Here is a 17,004-nt window from a genome sequence, read left to right on the forward strand (position 1 = left end):
TCTTCCGCCATGACCTCGAAGACCACACCCGAGTCTCCCCTGCCGATCCGCACGGTCCTGCAGATGGTGGGCGGCTGGATCGGCAGACTCGGCACGGTGTGGGTCGAGGGCCAGATCACCGATCTGAGCGCGCGCGGCGGCACGGTGTTCCTGACCCTGCGTGACCCGGTGGCCAACGTCTCGGCCCGGGTCACGGCCCCGCGCGGCGTCTACGAGGCCGCCGAGCCGCGTCCCACCGACGGCGCGCGGGTCGTGGTGCACGTCAAGCCGGACTTCTGGGTCAACAAGGGCTCGTTCGCCTTCACGGCGATGGAGATCCGGCCGGTCGGCGTGGGCGAGCTGCTGGCCAGGCTGGAGCGGCTGCGCCGGCTGCTGGCCACCGAGGGGCTGTTCAACGCCGACAGGAAGCGCCGGCTGCCGTTCCTGCCGGGCACGATCGGGCTCGTCTGCGGGCGCGACTCGGCCGCCGAGCGCGACGTGCTGGAGAACGCCCGCCGCCGCTGGCCTGCCGTGCGGTTCAAGGTGGAGGAGGTGGCCGTCCAGGGGCCGTACGCGGTCGGGGAGGTCACCGAGGCGCTGCGCAAGCTCGACGCCGACCCCGAGGTCGAGGTGATCGTCGTGGCCCGCGGCGGTGGTTCGCTGGAGGACCTGCTGCCCTTCTCCGACGAGACGCTCGTGCGCGCGGTGGCCGCCTGCCGCACCCCCGTGGTCAGCGCGATCGGCCACGAGCAGGACAGCCCGCTGCTCGACCTGGTGGCCGACGTACGCGCCTCCACGCCCACCGACGCCGCCAAGAAGGTCGTCCCCGACGTGGGCGAGCAGCTCGCGCTGATCCGTCAGCTGCGCGATCGCGGGCGGCGGGTGCTCAACGGCTGGCTCGACCGCGAGATGTCCTGGCTGACGTCGGTGCGCTCGCGGCCGTCGCTGGCCGATCCGGTGCGCGAGCTCGAACGCCGGGCCGAGCAGGTCGACGCGCTGCGGGAGCGGGCCAGGCGGTCGCTGACCGGCTCGCTCGACCGGGCCGCCGACGACCTCACGCACCTGCGGGCCCGTCTGGTCGCGTTGTCGCCCGCGGCCACGCTGGAGCGCGGCTACGCGATCGTGCAACATCCGTCGGGCGAGGTCGTGCGCCTGGCCAAGGACGTGCCGCCGGGCTCCCCGCTGACGATCAGGCTGAGCGACGACCGGCTCACGGTCCGTACGGAGGACTAGGATCCCCGCACGACGGCGGCGGCCAGGTCGGCGAGGCCGGCCTTGACGTCCTCCACCGTCATGCCGCGCTCCTCCCGCTGGAACTTGATCAGCCAGGCGGTGACCGGCGCGAGCAGCGCGTCGGCCAGGTAGGCGGCGTGGGCCTCCGGCCGGGCCGCGGCGAGCAGGCTCGCCAGATGCACCTGGTGCACCTTGTACGGCCCGCTGTAGCGCGCCTTGCCCGGCCCGTTCTCCAGCAGCAGGAACAGGTCCTGCTGCTCGACGATGCGATCGACCAGCGCGTGCAGGAACGCGGTGATCCGCTCGGCGGGCGGCGCGCCGGGCCCGAGCGGCGGCGGGCCGCTCAGGAACGCCGCCTGGAAGCGCCGCTCCCGCTCGTCGATCAGCGCGAGGACGAGCCCCGCGCGGTCGCCGAAGCGCCGGTAGACGGTGCCCACCCCGACGCAGGCGGCCTTGGCCACCTCGTCGAGCGAGAGCTCGTCGGCGCCGCGCTCGGCGATCATCGCGGCGGCCACCTCGATGATCTTCCGGCGGTTGCGCGCGGCGTCGGCCCGCTCGGGCTGGGGCTGCCCGACGACGGGCAGCAGGGGACGTGCGCACACGCCTGGAGCATAACTCCGCGGTGAACGGAGAGCTCTCCGGTATCCTCCGAATCGGAGAACTCTCCGATTATGAGGAGCTGAGGATGACCAACTCGTTCAACCAGCAGGTCATTGACGAATTCCGGGCCAACGAGGGCCGGGTGGGCGGCCCGTTCGAGGGCGCGTCGCTGGTGCTGCTCACGACCACGGGCGCCAAGAGCGGCCGGCCGACGACCACGCCGGTGATGTACCTGCCCGACGGCGACCGCTACGTGATCATCGCCTCCAACGCGGGCGCCGACAACCACCCGGCCTGGTACCACAACCTGCGCGCCAACCCCACGGCGACCGCCGAGATCGGCACCGAGACGTTCGAGGTCAAGGCGGACTTCGTCGAGGGCGACGAGCGCGACCGGCTCTACGCCCGCATGGTCGAGATCGCCCCCGGCTTCGCGGAGTACGAGGCCAAGACCACCCGCCGCATCCCCGTGGTGGCGCTCAACCGCACCGCCTCCTGACGGATCAGAAGGGGGCGTCGTCGGCGCCCGGCTCCGAGCGCCTCGCCATGGCGGCGGCGAGCTTGACCCGGGCGCCCTGCAGCCACTCCTCGCAGACGGCCGCGAGCCGCTCGCCGCGCTCCCAGAGCTCGATCGACTGCTCCAGGGTGAGCCCGCCCGTCTCCAGGCGGCGCACCACCTCGGTCAGCTCCTCGCGGGCCTGCTCGTACGAAGGTGTCTTCTCGTCTGCCACGGCCACCACCCTAGACGCCGCCGCGCCCGGCCAGGGTCACCCCTGGGCGCGCTGCTGCAGGAGCCCGGCCAGCTCGGTCAGCTCGGGCCAGTCGGCCGTGCCGGTGATCACGAGGGTGACGTCGGGGAGCACCCGCACGAGCGAGCGCTGGTTCTTGTCCTCGCGGAACCGCTTCTCCCACGTCACCCCGCCCACCTGCTGGCTGCCGGACGGCTTCGCGATGCCGGTCATGCGGTTGGCGAACTCGGCGGCCGGCTTCTCGTCGCTCTGGGCGAACATGGCGTGCTGCCGCTCGGCCGTGGCGTAGCCCAGGTAGAGCACCTGAGCGCCGTTCTCGCCCTTGGCGATCCTGTTGCTGTTGGGCACCCAGCCAGCCGGGTCCTTCTGCGGGGACCACACCTGGTAGGGCACGTCGTGCCCGAAGTTGGCGACGGTGATGGAGTAGTCGAGCCGCGGGATGTGCTCCTCGCGGCTCTGCGGGGCGACGAGCATGAAGAGCCCCACGCCCGCCAGGCACACGAAGAGGGCTACCGCGTAGCCGTAGAAACTTTGGCTGAACCGTCGCACACTTGGCGAGGTTACCCGCTGGAGGGTGCGGTCGCCGAAGCGGCGGGCCTGATCTGGCCGATGATCGCCAGCACGTCGTCGACCATCGCGCGGTCGCCGGAGAAGACGATCTCGCTGACGGCCGCGGCCAGGGCGCCGGTGACCACGACGACGAGCGCGGGCTCGTCCTCGAACAGGGCGGCGTTGCGCTGGGCCCACGTGCGCAGGCGGTCGCGCATGACCACCTCGAAGCCGGGCGGGCCGTCGCCGCGCAGGAACAGGGCGGCCAGCTCGCGTTCCTCCAGGCAGCCTTCGAGGTAGGCGCGGGCGGCGTCGATGAACACCCGCATGGGGTCGCCCTCGCCGGCGGCGCGAGCCGTACGGGCGGCCTGCTTGGTGCGCTGGGCCTGGCGGGCCTGCCATTCCTCCCACAACGTGAGGTAAAGGTCGGCCTTGCCGGAGAAATGGTGGTAGAGGCTGCCCACGCTGGCGTCGGCCCTGGCGACGACGTCCGTCACGCCGGCCTCGGCGAACCCCTTGGAGACGAAGACCTCCCGCGCGGCGGCCAGCAGCGAGCTCCGCGTCGCAGCCCCCCGCTCGGACGTGCGAGGCTGGGTCACCGCGTGTTCCACTTCGCTCATTCGATCTCCTCCACGGCGGGGGCGCATGTCCATGGTGGAGGCGAGATCTCCTACGCGCACGCGATATGGCGCAAAATCCGGTCTCCGTCATGCGGGGCACCCATATAGATATCCCTTTTCGCCGGTCCCTGACCATCGCGTGGCGGCCCTTGTGCAGAGAGCTGAGGCGGACTGGGCAGATTATCCCCCTCTGACCGGGAATAGACCGGCAACTACGATCGAGAGAGTTCTCAACGAGGAGGCTCATCATGTCCGATCAGACGTCGGTACCGGCAGCGCTCGCGACGGGCGAGCACGCCCCCGACCGCAACCTGGCGATGGAGCTGGTACGCGTGACGGAGGCGGCCGCCATGGCCGCGGCCCGCTGGGTGGGCCGCGGCGACAAGAACGGCGCCGACGGCGCGGCGGTCAACGCCATGCGCCAGCTGATCAACACGGTGTCGATGAACGGCGTGGTGGTCATCGGGGAGGGCGAGAAGGACCACGCCCCGATGTTGTACAACGGCGAGCGCGTCGGCGACGGCAGCGGCCCCGACTGCGACGTCGCGGTGGACCCGATCGACGGGACCAGGCTGACGGCGCTCGGCATGCCGGACGCCGTGTCGGTGATCGCGGTGAGCGAGCGCGGCTCGATGTACGACCCGTCCGCGGTGTTCTACATGGAGAAGCTGGTCACCGGGCCGGAGGCGGCCGACGTGGTGAACATCGAGGCGTCGGTGGCCGACAACATCAACGCCGTGGCCAGGGCCAAGCACTGCTCGCCGTCCGACGTCACGGTGGTCGTGCTGGACCGGCCGCGGCACGAGAAGCTGGTCAAGGAGATCAGGGAGACGGGCGCGCGGATCAAGTTCATCGTCGACGGCGATGTGGCCGGCGCGATCATGGCGGCCCGCGCGGGCACCGGCATCGACCTGATGCTGGGCATCGGCGGCACGCCCGAGGGCATCGTGGCCGCGTGCGCGCTCAAGTGCCTGGGCGGCGTGATCCAGGGCCGGCTGTGGCCGCGCGACGACGCCGAGCGCGCCAAGGCCGTGGACGCCGGGCACGACCTCAGCCAGGTGCTCACCACGAACGACCTGGTCAGGTCGGACGACGTGTTCTTCGCCGCGACCGGCATCACCCAGGGTGAGCTGATGCAGGGCGTGCGGTTCAGGTCGGGCGCGGCGGTGACCAGCTCGCTGGTGATGCGCGGCCGGTCGGGGACCATCAGGAAGATCGAGAGCGAGCACCAGCTCTGGAAGCTGCGCGCCTACAGCGCGATCAACTTCGACACGGCCGGCTGACCCGGCTCAGCGGCGGCGTCTGCGCCTGGGCGGTTCCTTGACCTTGATGTCGCCGGCGAAGTTCGTGGTGCGCACCTCGACCACGGGCCCGCCGGGCTCGACCGGCTGCCTGGTCAGGCGGACGGTCTCCCCCTTGGCGACCCTGATCACCTCAAGGTCCTCCGGCACGTGGATCTCCAGGCCGCCGAAGACCAGGGTGGCGTTGATGACGATCCGGCTGTTCTGCAGGATCGCGTCGCGGAAGTCCAGCTTGGTCGTGCCGAACATGGCCGTGACGTCGAGCTCGGCGGGCACCACCCAGCGCCCGCCGCGCTGCTCCTTCTTGAAGATGGCCGACACCGGCCGGCCGTCGAGGTTCAGCGGCTGCTCCTCGGCCGGGAGCAGGTCGGCGGTGAGCCCGGCGAGGTCGCCGAGGGTGCGCGCGGAGTAGACGACGCCGAGCCGCTCCTCCAGCTCGACGAGGTCGAGCCGGCCGTCGGCGTGGGCGTCCTGGAGCACCTGCGCGATGCGTTCTCGGTCGGCGTCGGAGGCGCGCAGCTCGTGCGGCTTCGGCAGGCCGGGCGCGGCCGATGCGCGCCGGGACGTCACGAACTCCTCAGCAAGCCGCTCTCCGACTTCCTGCAGCTTCGGCAACCACGATCCCGCGCGTTCGTTCACACTTCTGACGATATCCGGCGGCCCGGGTATTCGCTCGCCCAAGAGCGGACCAACAGGGCGCACATCGGCGAATCCGCCCGAGCAACACGCCGATCTCCCGAGCCGGCTCTCCGTTCGCCTCGGCGTGCCGGTGGCCGTACGTCGGAATCGTCCGGTCGGGGTGCCGATGGTCTTACGCCGGAATCGTCCGGCGTTTTCCGCCGTTGATCCACGCGACAGGCTTCTGACCGCTGATCCCGGGAGGCGGGCGTGCACCAACCGGCGCGATGGGGGCTCGGTGCGGCGGGGGTGGGCATCGCCGTGCTCGCGGGCCTGGACCTGACCAGCCTCGACGAGACGAACCCGTTCAGACGCACGATCAGCGAGCACGGTCTCGGCCCCGACGGATGGATCTTCGGGCTCGCCGTGGGGCTGCTCGCGGCCGGGTCGGCGGCCATCGCCGTCTCGCTGGCGCGCAAGCGGCTGGCCGGGGCGGTCGGCACGGTCGCGCTCATGGCCTGGAGCGTGGGGCTGCTGCTGACGGCCTCGTTCCAGAAGCACGACTGGGCGGTAGGCCCGAGCACGAGCGGCAGCATCCACCGGGTCGGCAGCTTCGTGGCCTTCCTCAGCCTGCCGCTCGCCGCGCTGGTCATCGCCCGGCCCTGGCGGCAACGGGAACGTCGCAGGTCGGCGACGATGGCGTTCGGGCTGGGGGTGTGCTCGGCGCTGTGGGTCGTGGGCATCGGCGCGGCGGTGCTGATCGGCGCGCGCCACGGGCTGCCGTGGTACCGGGTGGTGCCCCTCGGCCTGGTCGAACGGGGGCTGGCGGTGACCGAGGTGGCCGCGCTGCTGGCCCTCGGGGTTTGGGCGGCCGGACGGCTGGCGGAGGCCGAGCCGGTGCGGGCGGTCAGGCGGGCCGTAGAGCGGCGATGAGGTCCTCCACGTAACCGCGGAAGACGGCCGCCATGTCCACCTGGGCGGGGTCGATCAGCCACTGGGTCTGCAGGCCGTCCATCATCGCGATCAGGCGGTCGGCGTGGGCCTCGGCGTCGAGGCCGGCCCGGAACTCGCCGCGCTCGGCGCCCGCGCGCAGCGCGGCGGCCACGTCGGCGCGCAGCCGCCGGTAGCGCCGCCTGGCCCACTCGTGGCCGGGGTGGCCCGGGGTCACCGCCTCGCCGCTGATCACCGAGAAGAGCTGGACGAGCCCCGGCACCCGCGCGTTGTGGTCGACGACGTCGGCCAGCGCGCGCAGCGCGGCGGCGCCGCCGTCGTGGGCGTCGCGGCCCGGCCCGAACCTGCGCCGGTCGAGCTCGTCGCGGTAGTCGAGCACCGCGACGAGCAGACGCTCCTTGCTCCTGAAGTGGTGGAGCAGCCCCGCCTGGGAGAGCTCCACCCGCTCGGCGATGCGGGCCAGCGAGGCGCCGCGGTAGCCGTGCTCGGCGAACTCCAGCAGCGCCACCGCCAGGATGCGCTCCTTGCGCGCCTCGCCGGTCGCGTAGCCCCGTTTCACCCCGGCACCCTATCCGCCGCCGGATCTGACGCTGGCGTACGGCCCTGACCAGCCGCTAACCTGACTCCGCCTCACGTTTGATTCCCCCCCGATCAGGAGGCCGTCGTGCCGTCCCCGCGTGATCGCCAGGCCCGTACCGCCACGTACGTCGTGTACGGCGTGCAGGGCCTCTCCTTCGCCACCCTGCTCGTCCAGGTGGCCAGTCTCCAGGCCGAGCTGGAGCTCACCGACGGGGCGCTCACGCTCCTGCTGCTGATCGTGCCCGTCTTCGCCGGCGTGGGCAGCGTCGGCGCGGGCACGTTCGCCGCCCGGTACGGCAGCAAGCTGCTCCTGCGGGTCGCGCAGCCCGCGGTGGCCCTCGCCGTGGTGCTCACCGGCCTCGCGCCCTCGGTGCCGCTGGCCGTGCCCGCCCTGCTGCTGTTCGGCCTGGCGGTCGGCGCGGTGGACGCGGGCATGAACATGCAGGGCGTGGCCGTCGAACGCCGGTACGGCACCGCCGTGCTGAACGGCTTCCACAGCGTGTGGAGCGTCCTCAGCCTGGCGGGGGCCCTGTGGGCGGTGTTCGCGGCCGGCCGGGTCTCGCTGGCGGTCACGATGGCGATCCCCATGGTCCTGGCGGTGGCCGGCTCGATCTACGCCGGGCCGAAGCTGTGCACGATCGCCGAGGAGAAGGTCGAGAACGTCGTCGAGGCCGCGACCGGCAAGTTCCCCTGGCGGCCGATCATCCCGCTCTGCCTGGCCATGGGCTTCCTCTACATCGGCGACGCGGCGGTGTCGAACTTCGCGACCGTCTTCATGGGCAAGGCCCTGCTGGCCCAGGACAGCGTGGCGAAGCTGGCCTACAGCGTCTACCAGGGCGCGACGCTGGCCGTGCGGCTCGGCGGCGACGTCGCGGTCCGCCGCTACGGCCCGGCCGCCATCGTCCGGCTCGGCGGCGCGCTGGCCACGCTGGGCTTCCTCGGCGTCGTGGTGGCCCCGAACCAGCCGCTGGCGATCGTCGCGTTCGGGCTGACCGGGCTGGGGTTGTCGGTGGTCGCGCCGCAGTCGTTCTCGGCGGCCGGCAAGCTGGACCCGGCGGGCACCGGGGTGGCCATCGCCCGGGTGAACCTCTTCAACTACGTGGGCTTCATCGTGGGAGCCGCGCTGATCGGCGGCATCGCCGACGCCACGGACTGGCGGGTGGCGTTCGTCGCGCCGCTGCTGCTGGCGGGCGTGATCATCGCGCTCGCGCCGGGTTTCGCGCCCCGGCGGGCCGCCGCGCAGGCGTGACCCGCTCGGGCGAGCCGCATTCGGGTGTGACGCGCTCGGGCGTGCCGCCGGCTCAGCCGCGCACTTCGGCCACCTGGACGGGACGCGACTCGCGCAGCGACAGGTCGGCGGCCTCGGCGACGTACAGGGCGGCCAGGGCGTCCTCGACCGGGCACAGACCCTCGCCGCCGCGCAGGAAGGCGTCGATCTCGGCCGCGTAGGCGGGGCCGAACCTGGCGGCGAAGTCGGGCCAGGGCGGGCCGGGCGGCTGCAGGCCCTCGGCGCTGCGCAGCGGGGCGCGCGGCCCGAGCCCGGCCACCTGGGTGCCCTTCGTGCCGGCCAGCTCCATGCGCACGTCGTAGCCGGCGCCGTTGTAGCGGGAGCCCTGAAGGGTGGCCAGCGTGCCGTCGTCGAGGACGAGCAGCGCGGCGCTGTTGTCCACGTCGCCGGCCTCCTTGAAGAACGCCGCCCCCCGGTTCGCGCCGACGGCGTGGACGGAGACGACCTCACGCCCGGTCACCCAGCGCAGGGCGTCGAAGTCGTGGACGTGGCAGTCGCGGAAGAGCCCGCCGGACAGCGGGACGTACCCGGCGGGCGGCGGCGCGGGATCGGCCGTCACCAGGTGGACGCGGTGCAGCTCGCCCAGCTCGCCGGCCCGCAGCGCGGCGCGGGCGGCCCGGTAACCGGGGTCGAACCTGCGCTGGAACCCGACGAACACCCGCCGGCCCGCGCTCGCCTCCAGCACCTTGACCGTCTCGGCGACCGTGCCCGCCACCGGCTTCTCGCACAGGACGGGGACGCCCAGCTCGCACGCCCTGATGAGCAGCTCGGCGTGCGTGCTCGTCGGCGTGGCGATGACCACGGCGTCGGCCTCGAACGGGTCGCCCGGCCTGCCGTACGGCGAGGTCCTGACCGGGTCGGCCACGATCAGCTCGTCGACCAGGGGGTGCGCGGCCAGGTTCGCGGCGTGGAACGCGCCGATCCGGCCCAGGCCCAGCAGTCCCACCCGCATGCCGCCTCCAATGCCGCTTTCCGCCTCAGTCCTTGATATGTCCGGACATACGGACTTTCAAGCCTTGCACGGCCTCCACCGCCTGATGCACCGGCAGCCGGGCGAACCCGACCACGACCGCCGGCGGGCCGGGCGAGAACCGCATCGGCGCGACCGGCTCGGCGGCCAGGCCGACCTCCTCGGCCGCGCGGACGAGCCGCAGCTCGTCCCAGCCGTCCGGCAGGTCGAGGTAGACGTGCAGCCCGGCCTGGATGCCCCGGACGCGGATCTCCGGCAGCTCCTCGGCCAGCGCCCTGACCAGGGCGTCCCGGCGGCGGCGGTACTCCCTGCGCATGCGCCGCAGGTGTTTGTCGTAGCCGCCGGTGCGCAGGAAGTGGGCCAGCGCGTACTGCTCGATGACCGGGGAGCCCAGGTCGAGCTCGCTCCGGGCGCGGCGGATCGCCTCGGCCAGGTGGGCGGGGGCAGCCACCCAGCCGAGCCGGAGGCCGGGCGCGAGCGACTTGCTGACGCTGCCGGTCAGGATCACCCGGTCGGGGGCCAGCCCCTGGAGGCAGCCGACCGGGTCGCGGTCGTAGCGGAACTCGGCGTCGTAGTCGTCCTCCAGGATCGTGCGGTCGCCCGCGCAGGCCCATTCCATGAGCGCGGCCCGTCTGGCTGGGGAGAGCACGACGCCCGTCGGGTACTGGTGCGCGGGCGTGACCAGCGCCGCGTCGCCCTCCATGGCGCCGGTGACCAGGCCCTCGCAGCCGACGGGCACCGGCACCAGGCGGGCCCCGGCCCGTTCCAGCAGCGGGACCTGGCGGCGGCTGGTGGGGTCCTCGACGATCAGGCGCAGGCCGCCGCGCCGGGCCAGGACGTGCAGCGCCAGGCTCAGCCCCTGCGCCACGCCGCCCACGACGACCAGATTGTCGGGATGGACGTCGGCCGCCCTGACCCGCCGCAGGTAACCGGCCAGCTCCTCGCGCAGCTCCGGGACGCCGCCGGGGTCGCCGTAGTCGAGCGCGTCGGACGGCACGGTGGCCAGCACGTGCCGGACGGCCGCCGACCACCGCTCCCGGGGGAAGTGCCCGAGGTCGGGGGACGTGGCCCGATGCCCGCGGTACGGCCCGCAGGCGCCGCCGTCGGCCACCGGCCAGGGACGGGCGGACCGGACGGCGCCCAGCGGGGCCACCTCGGTCCCGGCCCCCACCCGCGAGACCAGGAAGCCCTCGGCCACGAGCTGCTCGTACGCCTCCACCACCACGCCCCTGGAGACCTGGAGGTCGGCGGCGAGGTCGCGGGTGGCGGGCAGGCGGGTGCCGGGCACGAGCCGCCCGAGGCGCACGCCGTCGCGCAGCTCGGCCGCGATCTGCCCAGCGATCCCTCCCGCATCCCGATTTATCTGGATGTGTAGGTCAGCCATATTGGTCCTGTCATATAGCGGCCTATTGGACTGTTTACCTGAACCATTGTCTCCCTACGATCCTGCACATGAGAAACGGAATCGCCGGAGCCGCCACCGCCATGTTCCTGGTGGGCACCCTGGCCGGAGTGTCCGGCCTGATCGGCTCCTATCCCGTGTACGGCGGCCAGGCCGTGCGCTACCTCGCCGCCGCGGTCATCCTGCTGGTCGTCACCAGGGCGCTCGGCCTGCGGTTCGTCCGGCTGACCGGGCGCGAGACGCTGTACCTGGGCGGGCTCACCCTGCTCGGGCTGGTGGTCTTCAACGTCTGCGTCGTCGAGTCCACCCGGGCCTCGGGGCCGGCGCTGGTGGGCACCGTCCTCGGCACCGTGCCGCTGGCGCTGGCGCTGGCCGGCGGGCGTCCGGCGCCGCGCCTGCTGATGGGGGCGTCGGTGGTGGTGGCCGGGGCGACGCTGGCGACCGGGCTGGGCAGCGGGAACCCGACCGGCCTGCTGTGGGCGCTCGGGGCGCTGGCAGGCGAGGTGAGCTTCTCCATGCTGGCCATCCCCCTGCTGCCGAAGCTGGGGGCGATCCGGGTGTCGGCGTACTCGACGGCGCTGGCCGTGCCCATGCTGGCCGTGGTCGGCCTGGTCCAGGAGGGCTCGGCCATGTTCAGGACGCCGACCGCGGCCGAGACGCTGGGCTTCGTGTACCTGGCGGTCGTGGTCACGGTCGTGGCCTTCTTCCTCTGGTACACCTCGCTGCCCAAGCTCGGCCCCGGGACGGCCGGGCTGTTCGCCGGGCTCATCCCGGTCGGCGCGATCGTGACGGGGCTCGTGCTCGGCATCGCGACGCCGAGCGTCTACGACCTGGCGGGGGCCGGTCTGGTGATCGTCGGCATCCTGGTGGGGCTCACCGCGCGGCGCTCGCCGGAGCCCGTGCCGGCCCCGGGATGACCACCTGACGGGGGGCGTACCCTCTATGGACATGGACTTCGACTACACCGATCTGCTTCCCCTGGGCGCCGATGAGACCGAGTACCGTCTGATCACGTCGGAGGGGGTGCGGAAGGTCGAAGCGGCCGGGCGTACGTTCCTGGAGGTCGACCCCGAGGCCCTGCGGCTGCTCACCGAGACCGCGGTCCACGACATCTCCCACTTCCTGCGCACGTCGCACCTGGCGCAGCTGCGCAAGATCGTCGATGACCCCGAGTCCAGCGGGAACGACCGGTTCGTCGCCCTCGACCTGCTGAAGAACGCTTCGATCTCGGCCGGCGGCGTGCTGCCGATGTGCCAGGACACCGGCACCGCCATCGTCATGGGCAAGCGCGGCCGCCACGTGCTGACCGACGGCCGCGACGCCGAGCACGTCTCCAAGGGCGTCTACGACGCCTACACCAAGCTCAACCTGCGCTACTCCCAGATGGCCCCGCTGACCATGTGGGAGGAGAAGAACACCGGCAACAACCTGCCCGCCCAGATCGAGCTCTATGCCGAGGACCCCCACGGCCACGCCGACGAGTACAAGCTGCTGTTCATGGCCAAGGGCGGCGGCTCGGCCAACAAGTCGTTCCTGTACCAGGAGACCAAGGCGGTGCTCAACGAGAAGCGCATGCTGGCCTTCCTGGAGGAGAAGATCCGCTCGCTGGGCACCGCGGCCTGCCCGCCGTACCACCTGGCCGTGGTGGTGGGCGGCACCTCCGCCGAGTTCGCGCTCAAGACCGCCAAGTACGCCAGCGCCCGCTACCTCGACTCCATCCCCACCGAGGGTTCGCCCTCCGGGCACGGCTTCCGCGACCTGGAGCTGGAGGCCAAGGTCTTCGAGCTGACGCAGAAGCTCGGCATCGGCGCCCAGTTCGGCGGCAAGTACTTCTGCCACGACGTGCGCGTGATCCGCCTGCCCCGGCACGGCGCGTCCTGCCCGGTGGCCATCGCGGTGTCCTGCTCGGCCGACCGCCAGGCGCTGGCCAAGATCACGGCCGAGGGCGTGTTCCTGGAGAAGCTGGAGACCGACCCGGCCCGCTTCCTGCCGGAGACCACCGACGAGCACCTGTCCGACGACGTCGTCCGCATCGACCTCAACAGGCCGATGCCGGAGATCCTGGCCGAGCTGACGAAGTACCCCGTCAAGACGCGGCTCTCCCTCACCGGCCCGCTCGTCGTCGCCCGCGACATCGCGCACGCCAAGATCGCCGAGCTGCTCGACGACGGCGGCGAGATGCCGCAGTACCTCAAGGACCACGCGGTCTACTACGCCGGCCCGGCCAAGACCCCCGAGGGTTACGCCTCCGGCTCGTTCGGCCCCACGACGGCCGGCCGCATGGACTCCTACGTCGAGCGCTTCCAGGCGGCGGGCGGCTCGATGGTCATGCTGGCCAAGGGCAACAGGTCGAAGCAGGTCACCGAGGCGTGCCAGAAGTTCGGCGGCTTCTACCTGGGCTCGATCGGCGGCCCGGCGGCCCGGCTGGCCCAGGACTGCATCAGGAAGGTGGAGGTGCTCGAATACCCCGAGCTGGGCATGGAGGCGGTGTGGAAGATCGAGGTCGAGGACTTCCCGGCCTTCATCGTCGTCGACGACAAGGGTGAGGACTTCTTCACCGACCGCACCGGGCCGGTGCTGAGCATCGGGCGCAGGTAGGGCCCGAGCGCGTCGAAGGGTGCCGGGCGGCGGTCGCAGCCCCTCGGCACCGGACGACGACGGGGGGTTGCCCTCGGGCGTCTCAGGCCGCGACGGGGGCTCGGTGGGGGGCGACGACGCTGCCGTCAGGCAGGAGCAGACCCGTGTCCTCGAACAGCACCACGCCGTTGCAGAGGAGGCTCCAGCCCTGGTCGGGGTGGGCCGAGATCACGTGCGAACGCTCACGGTCGGGCGAGTCCGCACTGGGGCATACGGGAAAGTGACTGCACATCATCGCGCACCTCTCAGATGGCGCTCCTGCTTCCTGATGTTCAAAAGGGCAACTGTCGCCCCGACGGCGTGCGAAGGTCCAGGGTGGCGCCGACCGGCTTCCTCGGCCGGCGGCGAACCTGTGTCTGGCGCATCTCCATCACGTCCTTCAACTTCTGTCGTCAGTGGTGGGACGTCGGCGTCCTACCCAGTCTCAGGGCCGGCACCGACAGTTTCAGTCGCTCGCGGGTTCTCGCCTGGTCTCATGTCCTAACCATGCCCCCGTCCCCTTTCGGCACCCTTACATCTTGCTGACGGCGTGCCATGGTTCCTGTCATTCAGCCTGCCGTACGCCGGAAAGTGCCCTACTAGGCATCATGCACATTTATCGGGGAGAGGGGTGTGCCGAACGTCACAGTAGCCCTGACGTGCGGTAATACCACAAAGCGCGCATCCCGGGCAGGAATGCGCGCTGTGTCGATGTGTCAGGCGGCGTAGGACGGGTAACCGTAGCCGACGACCTGCGAGGTCGGCCGGACGCGCTCCTCGACCTTGCCGTTGCCGGTGTTGCCCTCGATCGTGGAGATCGTGCCGTCGCCGTTGTCCTTGACGACGAAGCCGACGTGCTGGATGTCGCTCAGGCTCTTGCTGCCGCTCCAGGAGAAGAAGACGACGGCGCCCGGCTTGGCCTCGGTGCCCCAGCGGTCGTTGGCGGCGAACCACTTGGCGTGGGTCACGGTGTAGGCGTCCCAGCCGACCTGCGGGCGGGCGCCGGTCTGCTCGCCGACCCAGGAGACGAACATCGAGCACCAGGCGGCGTTCAGGTAGTCCTGGCGGCTGCCGCCGTCGCGGGCGACGGTCTCGGCGGCGCGCTGGGAGTCGGCGTACCACTTCTGGAACTTGGTGCCGCCGCCGTTGGCGTCCTCGGAGGTGCCGACCTGGGCGCGGGCCGTGGCCAGCACCTGGGCGGCGGTGACGTTCACCCGGCCCTGGGCCGAACCCTGCGCGGCCGACTGCTGCGCGGCGGTCTGGGCGTCGGTCCGGTTCGCGGTCGCGGCGCTGACGGCGGCAGTGGCGCCGAGTGCGCTCGCGGCGATGGTCGCGCCGAGAGCGAGCTTGGCGATCTGGGACGTGGTCATCATGGCGTGCTTGGCCATCGGGGGGTGCTCCTTTGCTCACCGTCCGCGCATGAGGCACGGCGGGTCACAGGTGTGAATCCTGCGATGGGTGATGACGACAATCTGCGGGGGCGCCTCGACACGGCTGCCCTGCCGTCGCGTACAAACAGGTACAACAGCGCCCTGACCTGGGTAATTCCCACCCCAAGAAAACCCCACAGGACGCCTGTGCGCGGACGGCTCATGCCGTCCGCGCACAAACTGGACCCAACTGACTCTCGCCACGATGCCAAGGCGAGACCTAGGTCGCAAGTCTGATGCACTTGCGAACTACTTGCAATAGTGTCCTCCAGAGATCTACTTCGAGAGGACGGACCCATGGGGGACTACACCCTTCCGGACATGCCGTACGACTACGGCGCGCTGGAGCCCGCCATCACCGGCGAGATCCTGGAGCTGCACCACGCCAAGCACCACGCGGCCTACGTCAAGGGCGCCAACGACACGCTCGACCGCCTGGCCGAGGCCCGCGACGGCGGCGACTTCGCCGGCCTGGTGGGCCTGGAGAAGACCTTCGCCTTCAACCTGTCCGGCCACGTCCTGCACTCGATCTTCTGGGAGAACCTCTCCCCCGACGGCGGCGACCGCCCCGACGGCGCGCTCAGGGCCGCCATCGACGAGCATTTCGGCACGTTCGAGGCGTTCCAGAAGCAGCTCACCACGGCCACGGCGTCGGTCCAGGGCTCGGGGTGGGGCGTGCTGGCCTGGGAGCCGCTGAGCCGCCGGCTGGTGGTCGAGCAGATCTACGACCACCACGGCAACGTCGGAATGAACACCACGCCGCTTCTCGTGTTCGACGCGTGGGAGCACGCTTACTATCTGCAGTACCGCAACGTCCGTCCGGACTACGTCGAGAAACTGTGGGGCCTCGTCAACTGGGCAGATGTGGCCCGGAGGTTCGCTGACGTAACGAGTCAGGCGGGTTGACTTAAGTTCGCAACAATTTATCGGCCCCGCCTCTACTGGTCGGTTTACACAAATAGGTAAGCTGCCTGGCATGCGTGCGCCCTCCGGTTACCTTCTCGCCGCGCGCTATCGGCTTGTGGAGCCGGTTGGTCGCGGCGGCATGGGCACCGTTTGGCGGGCGCATGACGAGTTGCTCGACCGCGACGTGGCGGTGAAGGAAGTACGGCTGCCCACCGTCCTCGACGAGGAGCTGCGCGCGGAGTTGTGCGCCCGCACCGAGCGCGAGGGCAGGGCGACCGCGATGGTGGCCCATCCGTCGGTCATCACCGTCTTCGACGTCGTGACCGAGGACGACCGTCCCTGGATCGTGATGGAGCTGCTCCGGGCCAAGTCCCTGGAGCAGCTCATCCAGGAGCACGGACCGCTCCCTCCGCGCCGGGCCGCCGAGATCGGCCGGCAGATCCTCGGTGCGCTGCGGGCCGTCCACGCCAAGGGCATCCTGCACCGCGACGTGAAGCCCAGCAACGTCCTGGTGACCGAGGACCGCGCCGTGCTCACCGACTTCGGCCTGGCCGCGCTCGAAGGCGACGTCTCCATCACCCAGGCCGGCATCGTGCTCGGCTCGGCCGGTTACATCGCCCCCGAACGGGTGCTCGGCTCCAAGGCCAGCCCCGCCGGCGACCTGTGGTCGCTCGGCGCGACCCTCTACACCGCCGTCGAGGGCCGCGGGCTGCACGGCCGCCGTACGGCCGCCGCCGCGCTGGCCGCGCTGACCAGTGGCGAGCCGATCCCGATGAGCAAGGCGGGCCCGCTGGCCCCCGTGCTCGACGCGCTGCTCAGGATCGATCCACAGACCCGGCTCGACTCCGTACGGGCCTCGCTCATGCTGGCCCGGGTGGCCGCGGGCGGCTCGGCGGAGGAGCCGCTGGCCCCGCGCCGGCCCGTACGCCCGGTTCCCGTGGTGACCTCACCCCCTTTCGCACGCAGGCCCGCGCACCGCGGGCTGCACAGGGCGGAGGCCACCGCCGCCGCGCTGTCGGTCCCGCCGCCGCGCCAGGAGCGCAGGCCGGGTGAGGGCGTCCACCGCAAGCGGGTCGAACCACGTCCAAGTCCGTCCACTTATGTCCGTTTCAAGGCTGCGGTGATAAAGTTGTTCCTTCCTCGGCGGTTCTGGCCAAGAGAACTTCGCAAGCGAGGGTAAAGCACTTCCCAAGCGAGAATCGATATCTTCTTC

The 17,004-nt window shown here is 71.6% G+C and carries 19 protein-coding genes; 9 read left to right on the top strand and 10 right to left on the bottom strand.

All coding sequences use genetic code 11. The annotated features are described in order from the left end of the window. Positions 1 to 9 precede the first annotated feature (9 nt). The gene (gene xseA / locus ABT158_RS12940; protein WP_352352941.1) at positions 10 to 1,212 is read left to right on the top strand and encodes an exodeoxyribonuclease VII large subunit; all 1,203 of its coding nucleotides are present in this window, start codon (positions 10 to 12) and stop codon (positions 1,210 to 1,212) included. On the opposite strand, the gene ABT158_RS12945 is transcribed toward xseA, so the two are convergent. Next, entirely contained in the window at positions 1,209 to 1,814 is a 606-nt protein-coding gene (locus ABT158_RS12945; protein ID WP_352352942.1) for a TetR/AcrR family transcriptional regulator, read from the bottom strand. The two genes, xseA and ABT158_RS12945, sit on opposite strands and share 4 nt — an antisense overlap. Positions 1,815 to 1,897: 83 nt before the next feature. On the opposite strand from ABT158_RS12945, the gene ABT158_RS12950 reads away from it, so the two are divergent. Next, positions 1,898 to 2,311, top strand: coding sequence for a nitroreductase family deazaflavin-dependent oxidoreductase (locus ABT158_RS12950; protein ID WP_352352943.1), 414 nt, complete (start codon positions 1,898 to 1,900; stop codon positions 2,309 to 2,311). Positions 2,312 to 2,315: 4 nt separating this feature from the next. Here ABT158_RS12950 and ABT158_RS12955 read toward each other — a convergent pair whose 3' ends face one another. Genes ABT158_RS12955 through ABT158_RS12965 form a run of 3 tightly spaced genes read right to left on the bottom strand, consistent with a single transcriptional unit; the run spans position 2,316 to position 3,730 of the window. After that, on the bottom strand, positions 2,316 to 2,543 hold the full coding sequence (locus ABT158_RS12955) for an exodeoxyribonuclease VII small subunit (RefSeq protein ID WP_352325447.1): 228 nt from the start codon (positions 2,541 to 2,543) through the stop codon (positions 2,316 to 2,318). Between the two features lie 36 nt (positions 2,544 to 2,579). Next, positions 2,580 to 3,110, bottom strand: coding sequence for a DUF4245 domain-containing protein (locus ABT158_RS12960; RefSeq protein ID WP_352352944.1), 531 nt, complete (start codon positions 3,108 to 3,110; stop codon positions 2,580 to 2,582). An 11-nt stretch (positions 3,111 to 3,121) separates the two neighbouring features. Then, positions 3,122 to 3,730, bottom strand: a complete 609-nt coding sequence (locus ABT158_RS12965; RefSeq protein WP_352352945.1) for a TetR/AcrR family transcriptional regulator — start codon at positions 3,728 to 3,730, stop codon at positions 3,122 to 3,124. A 248-nt stretch (positions 3,731 to 3,978) separates the two neighbouring features. Between ABT158_RS12965 and glpX the strand changes: the two genes are divergently transcribed. Beyond that, positions 3,979 to 5,013, top strand: coding sequence for a class II fructose-bisphosphatase (gene glpX / locus ABT158_RS12970; protein WP_352325444.1), 1,035 nt, complete (start codon positions 3,979 to 3,981; stop codon positions 5,011 to 5,013). 6 nt (positions 5,014 to 5,019) lie between these two features. Here glpX and ABT158_RS12975 read toward each other — a convergent pair whose 3' ends face one another. Then, positions 5,020 to 5,670: a DUF1707 SHOCT-like domain-containing protein gene (locus ABT158_RS12975; RefSeq protein ID WP_352352946.1), complete on the bottom strand. Its 651-nt coding sequence runs from the start codon at positions 5,668 to 5,670 to the stop codon at positions 5,020 to 5,022. Positions 5,671 to 5,919: 249 nt separating this feature from the next. Between ABT158_RS12975 and ABT158_RS12980 the strand changes: the two genes are divergently transcribed. Next, positions 5,920 to 6,582 (top strand): DUF998 domain-containing protein, encoded by a 663-nt coding sequence (locus ABT158_RS12980; RefSeq protein ID WP_352352947.1) that lies wholly within the window; start codon positions 5,920 to 5,922, stop codon positions 6,580 to 6,582. Here ABT158_RS12980 and ABT158_RS12985 read toward each other — a convergent pair. Further along, positions 6,557 to 7,159 carry a TetR/AcrR family transcriptional regulator gene (locus tag ABT158_RS12985; protein ID WP_352352948.1) on the bottom strand — a complete coding sequence of 201 codons (603 nt, stop codon included), beginning with the start codon at positions 7,157 to 7,159 and terminating at the stop codon, positions 6,557 to 6,559. The two genes, ABT158_RS12980 and ABT158_RS12985, sit on opposite strands and share 26 nt — an antisense overlap. Positions 7,160 to 7,264: 105 nt before the next feature. Between ABT158_RS12985 and ABT158_RS12990 the strand changes: the two genes are divergently transcribed. Next, on the top strand, positions 7,265 to 8,428 hold the full coding sequence (locus tag ABT158_RS12990; RefSeq protein WP_352352949.1) for an MFS transporter: 1,164 nt from the start codon (positions 7,265 to 7,267) through the stop codon (positions 8,426 to 8,428). 52 nt (positions 8,429 to 8,480) lie between these two features. Here ABT158_RS12990 and ABT158_RS12995 read toward each other — a convergent pair whose 3' ends face one another. Together ABT158_RS12995 and pdxR are read right to left on the bottom strand one after the other, a co-directional pair. Next, entirely contained in the window at positions 8,481 to 9,419 is a 939-nt protein-coding gene (locus ABT158_RS12995) for a Gfo/Idh/MocA family protein (RefSeq protein WP_352352950.1), read from the bottom strand. Between the two features lie 25 nt (positions 9,420 to 9,444). Then, entirely contained in the window at positions 9,445 to 10,821 is a 1,377-nt protein-coding gene (gene pdxR, locus ABT158_RS13000) for a MocR-like pyridoxine biosynthesis transcription factor PdxR (protein ID WP_352352951.1), read from the bottom strand. A 68-nt stretch (positions 10,822 to 10,889) separates the two neighbouring features. Between pdxR and ABT158_RS13005 the strand changes: the two genes are divergently transcribed. Together ABT158_RS13005 and ABT158_RS13010 are read left to right on the top strand one after the other, a co-directional pair. Then, the gene (locus tag ABT158_RS13005; RefSeq protein ID WP_352352952.1) at positions 10,890 to 11,756 is read left to right on the top strand and encodes a DMT family transporter; all 867 of its coding nucleotides are present in this window, start codon (positions 10,890 to 10,892) and stop codon (positions 11,754 to 11,756) included. Between the two features lie 31 nt (positions 11,757 to 11,787). Then, entirely contained in the window at positions 11,788 to 13,437 is a 1,650-nt protein-coding gene (locus ABT158_RS13010) for a fumarate hydratase (RefSeq protein WP_352352953.1), read from the top strand. A gap of 82 nt (positions 13,438 to 13,519) precedes the next feature. On the opposite strand, the gene ABT158_RS13015 is transcribed toward ABT158_RS13010, so the two are convergent. Both ABT158_RS13015 and ABT158_RS13020 read right to left on the bottom strand, forming a co-directional pair. After that, on the bottom strand, positions 13,520 to 13,708 hold the full coding sequence (locus tag ABT158_RS13015; protein WP_352327892.1) for a DUF5999 family protein: 189 nt from the start codon (positions 13,706 to 13,708) through the stop codon (positions 13,520 to 13,522). Positions 13,709 to 14,171: 463 nt separating this feature from the next. Then, positions 14,172 to 14,843, bottom strand: coding sequence for a CHAP domain-containing protein (locus ABT158_RS13020; RefSeq protein ID WP_352352954.1), 672 nt, complete (start codon positions 14,841 to 14,843; stop codon positions 14,172 to 14,174). 339 nt (positions 14,844 to 15,182) lie between these two features. Between ABT158_RS13020 and ABT158_RS13025 the strand changes: the two genes are divergently transcribed. Both ABT158_RS13025 and ABT158_RS13030 read left to right on the top strand, forming a co-directional pair. After that, a complete protein-coding gene (locus ABT158_RS13025; protein WP_352330694.1) occupies positions 15,183 to 15,791 on the top strand; it encodes a superoxide dismutase in 609 nt (202 codons plus the stop codon). Between the two features lie 139 nt (positions 15,792 to 15,930). Continuing rightward, positions 15,931 to 16,971, top strand: a complete 1,041-nt coding sequence (locus ABT158_RS13030) for a serine/threonine-protein kinase (protein WP_502911523.1) — start codon at positions 15,931 to 15,933, stop codon at positions 16,969 to 16,971. The last annotated feature ends 33 nt before the right edge of the window (positions 16,972 to 17,004 follow it).

Origin of the sequence: Nonomuraea sp. NPDC001636 (genome assembly GCF_040298265.1) — a bacterium.
Taxonomy (GTDB): domain Bacteria; phylum Actinomycetota; class Actinomycetes; order Streptosporangiales; family Streptosporangiaceae; genus Nonomuraea.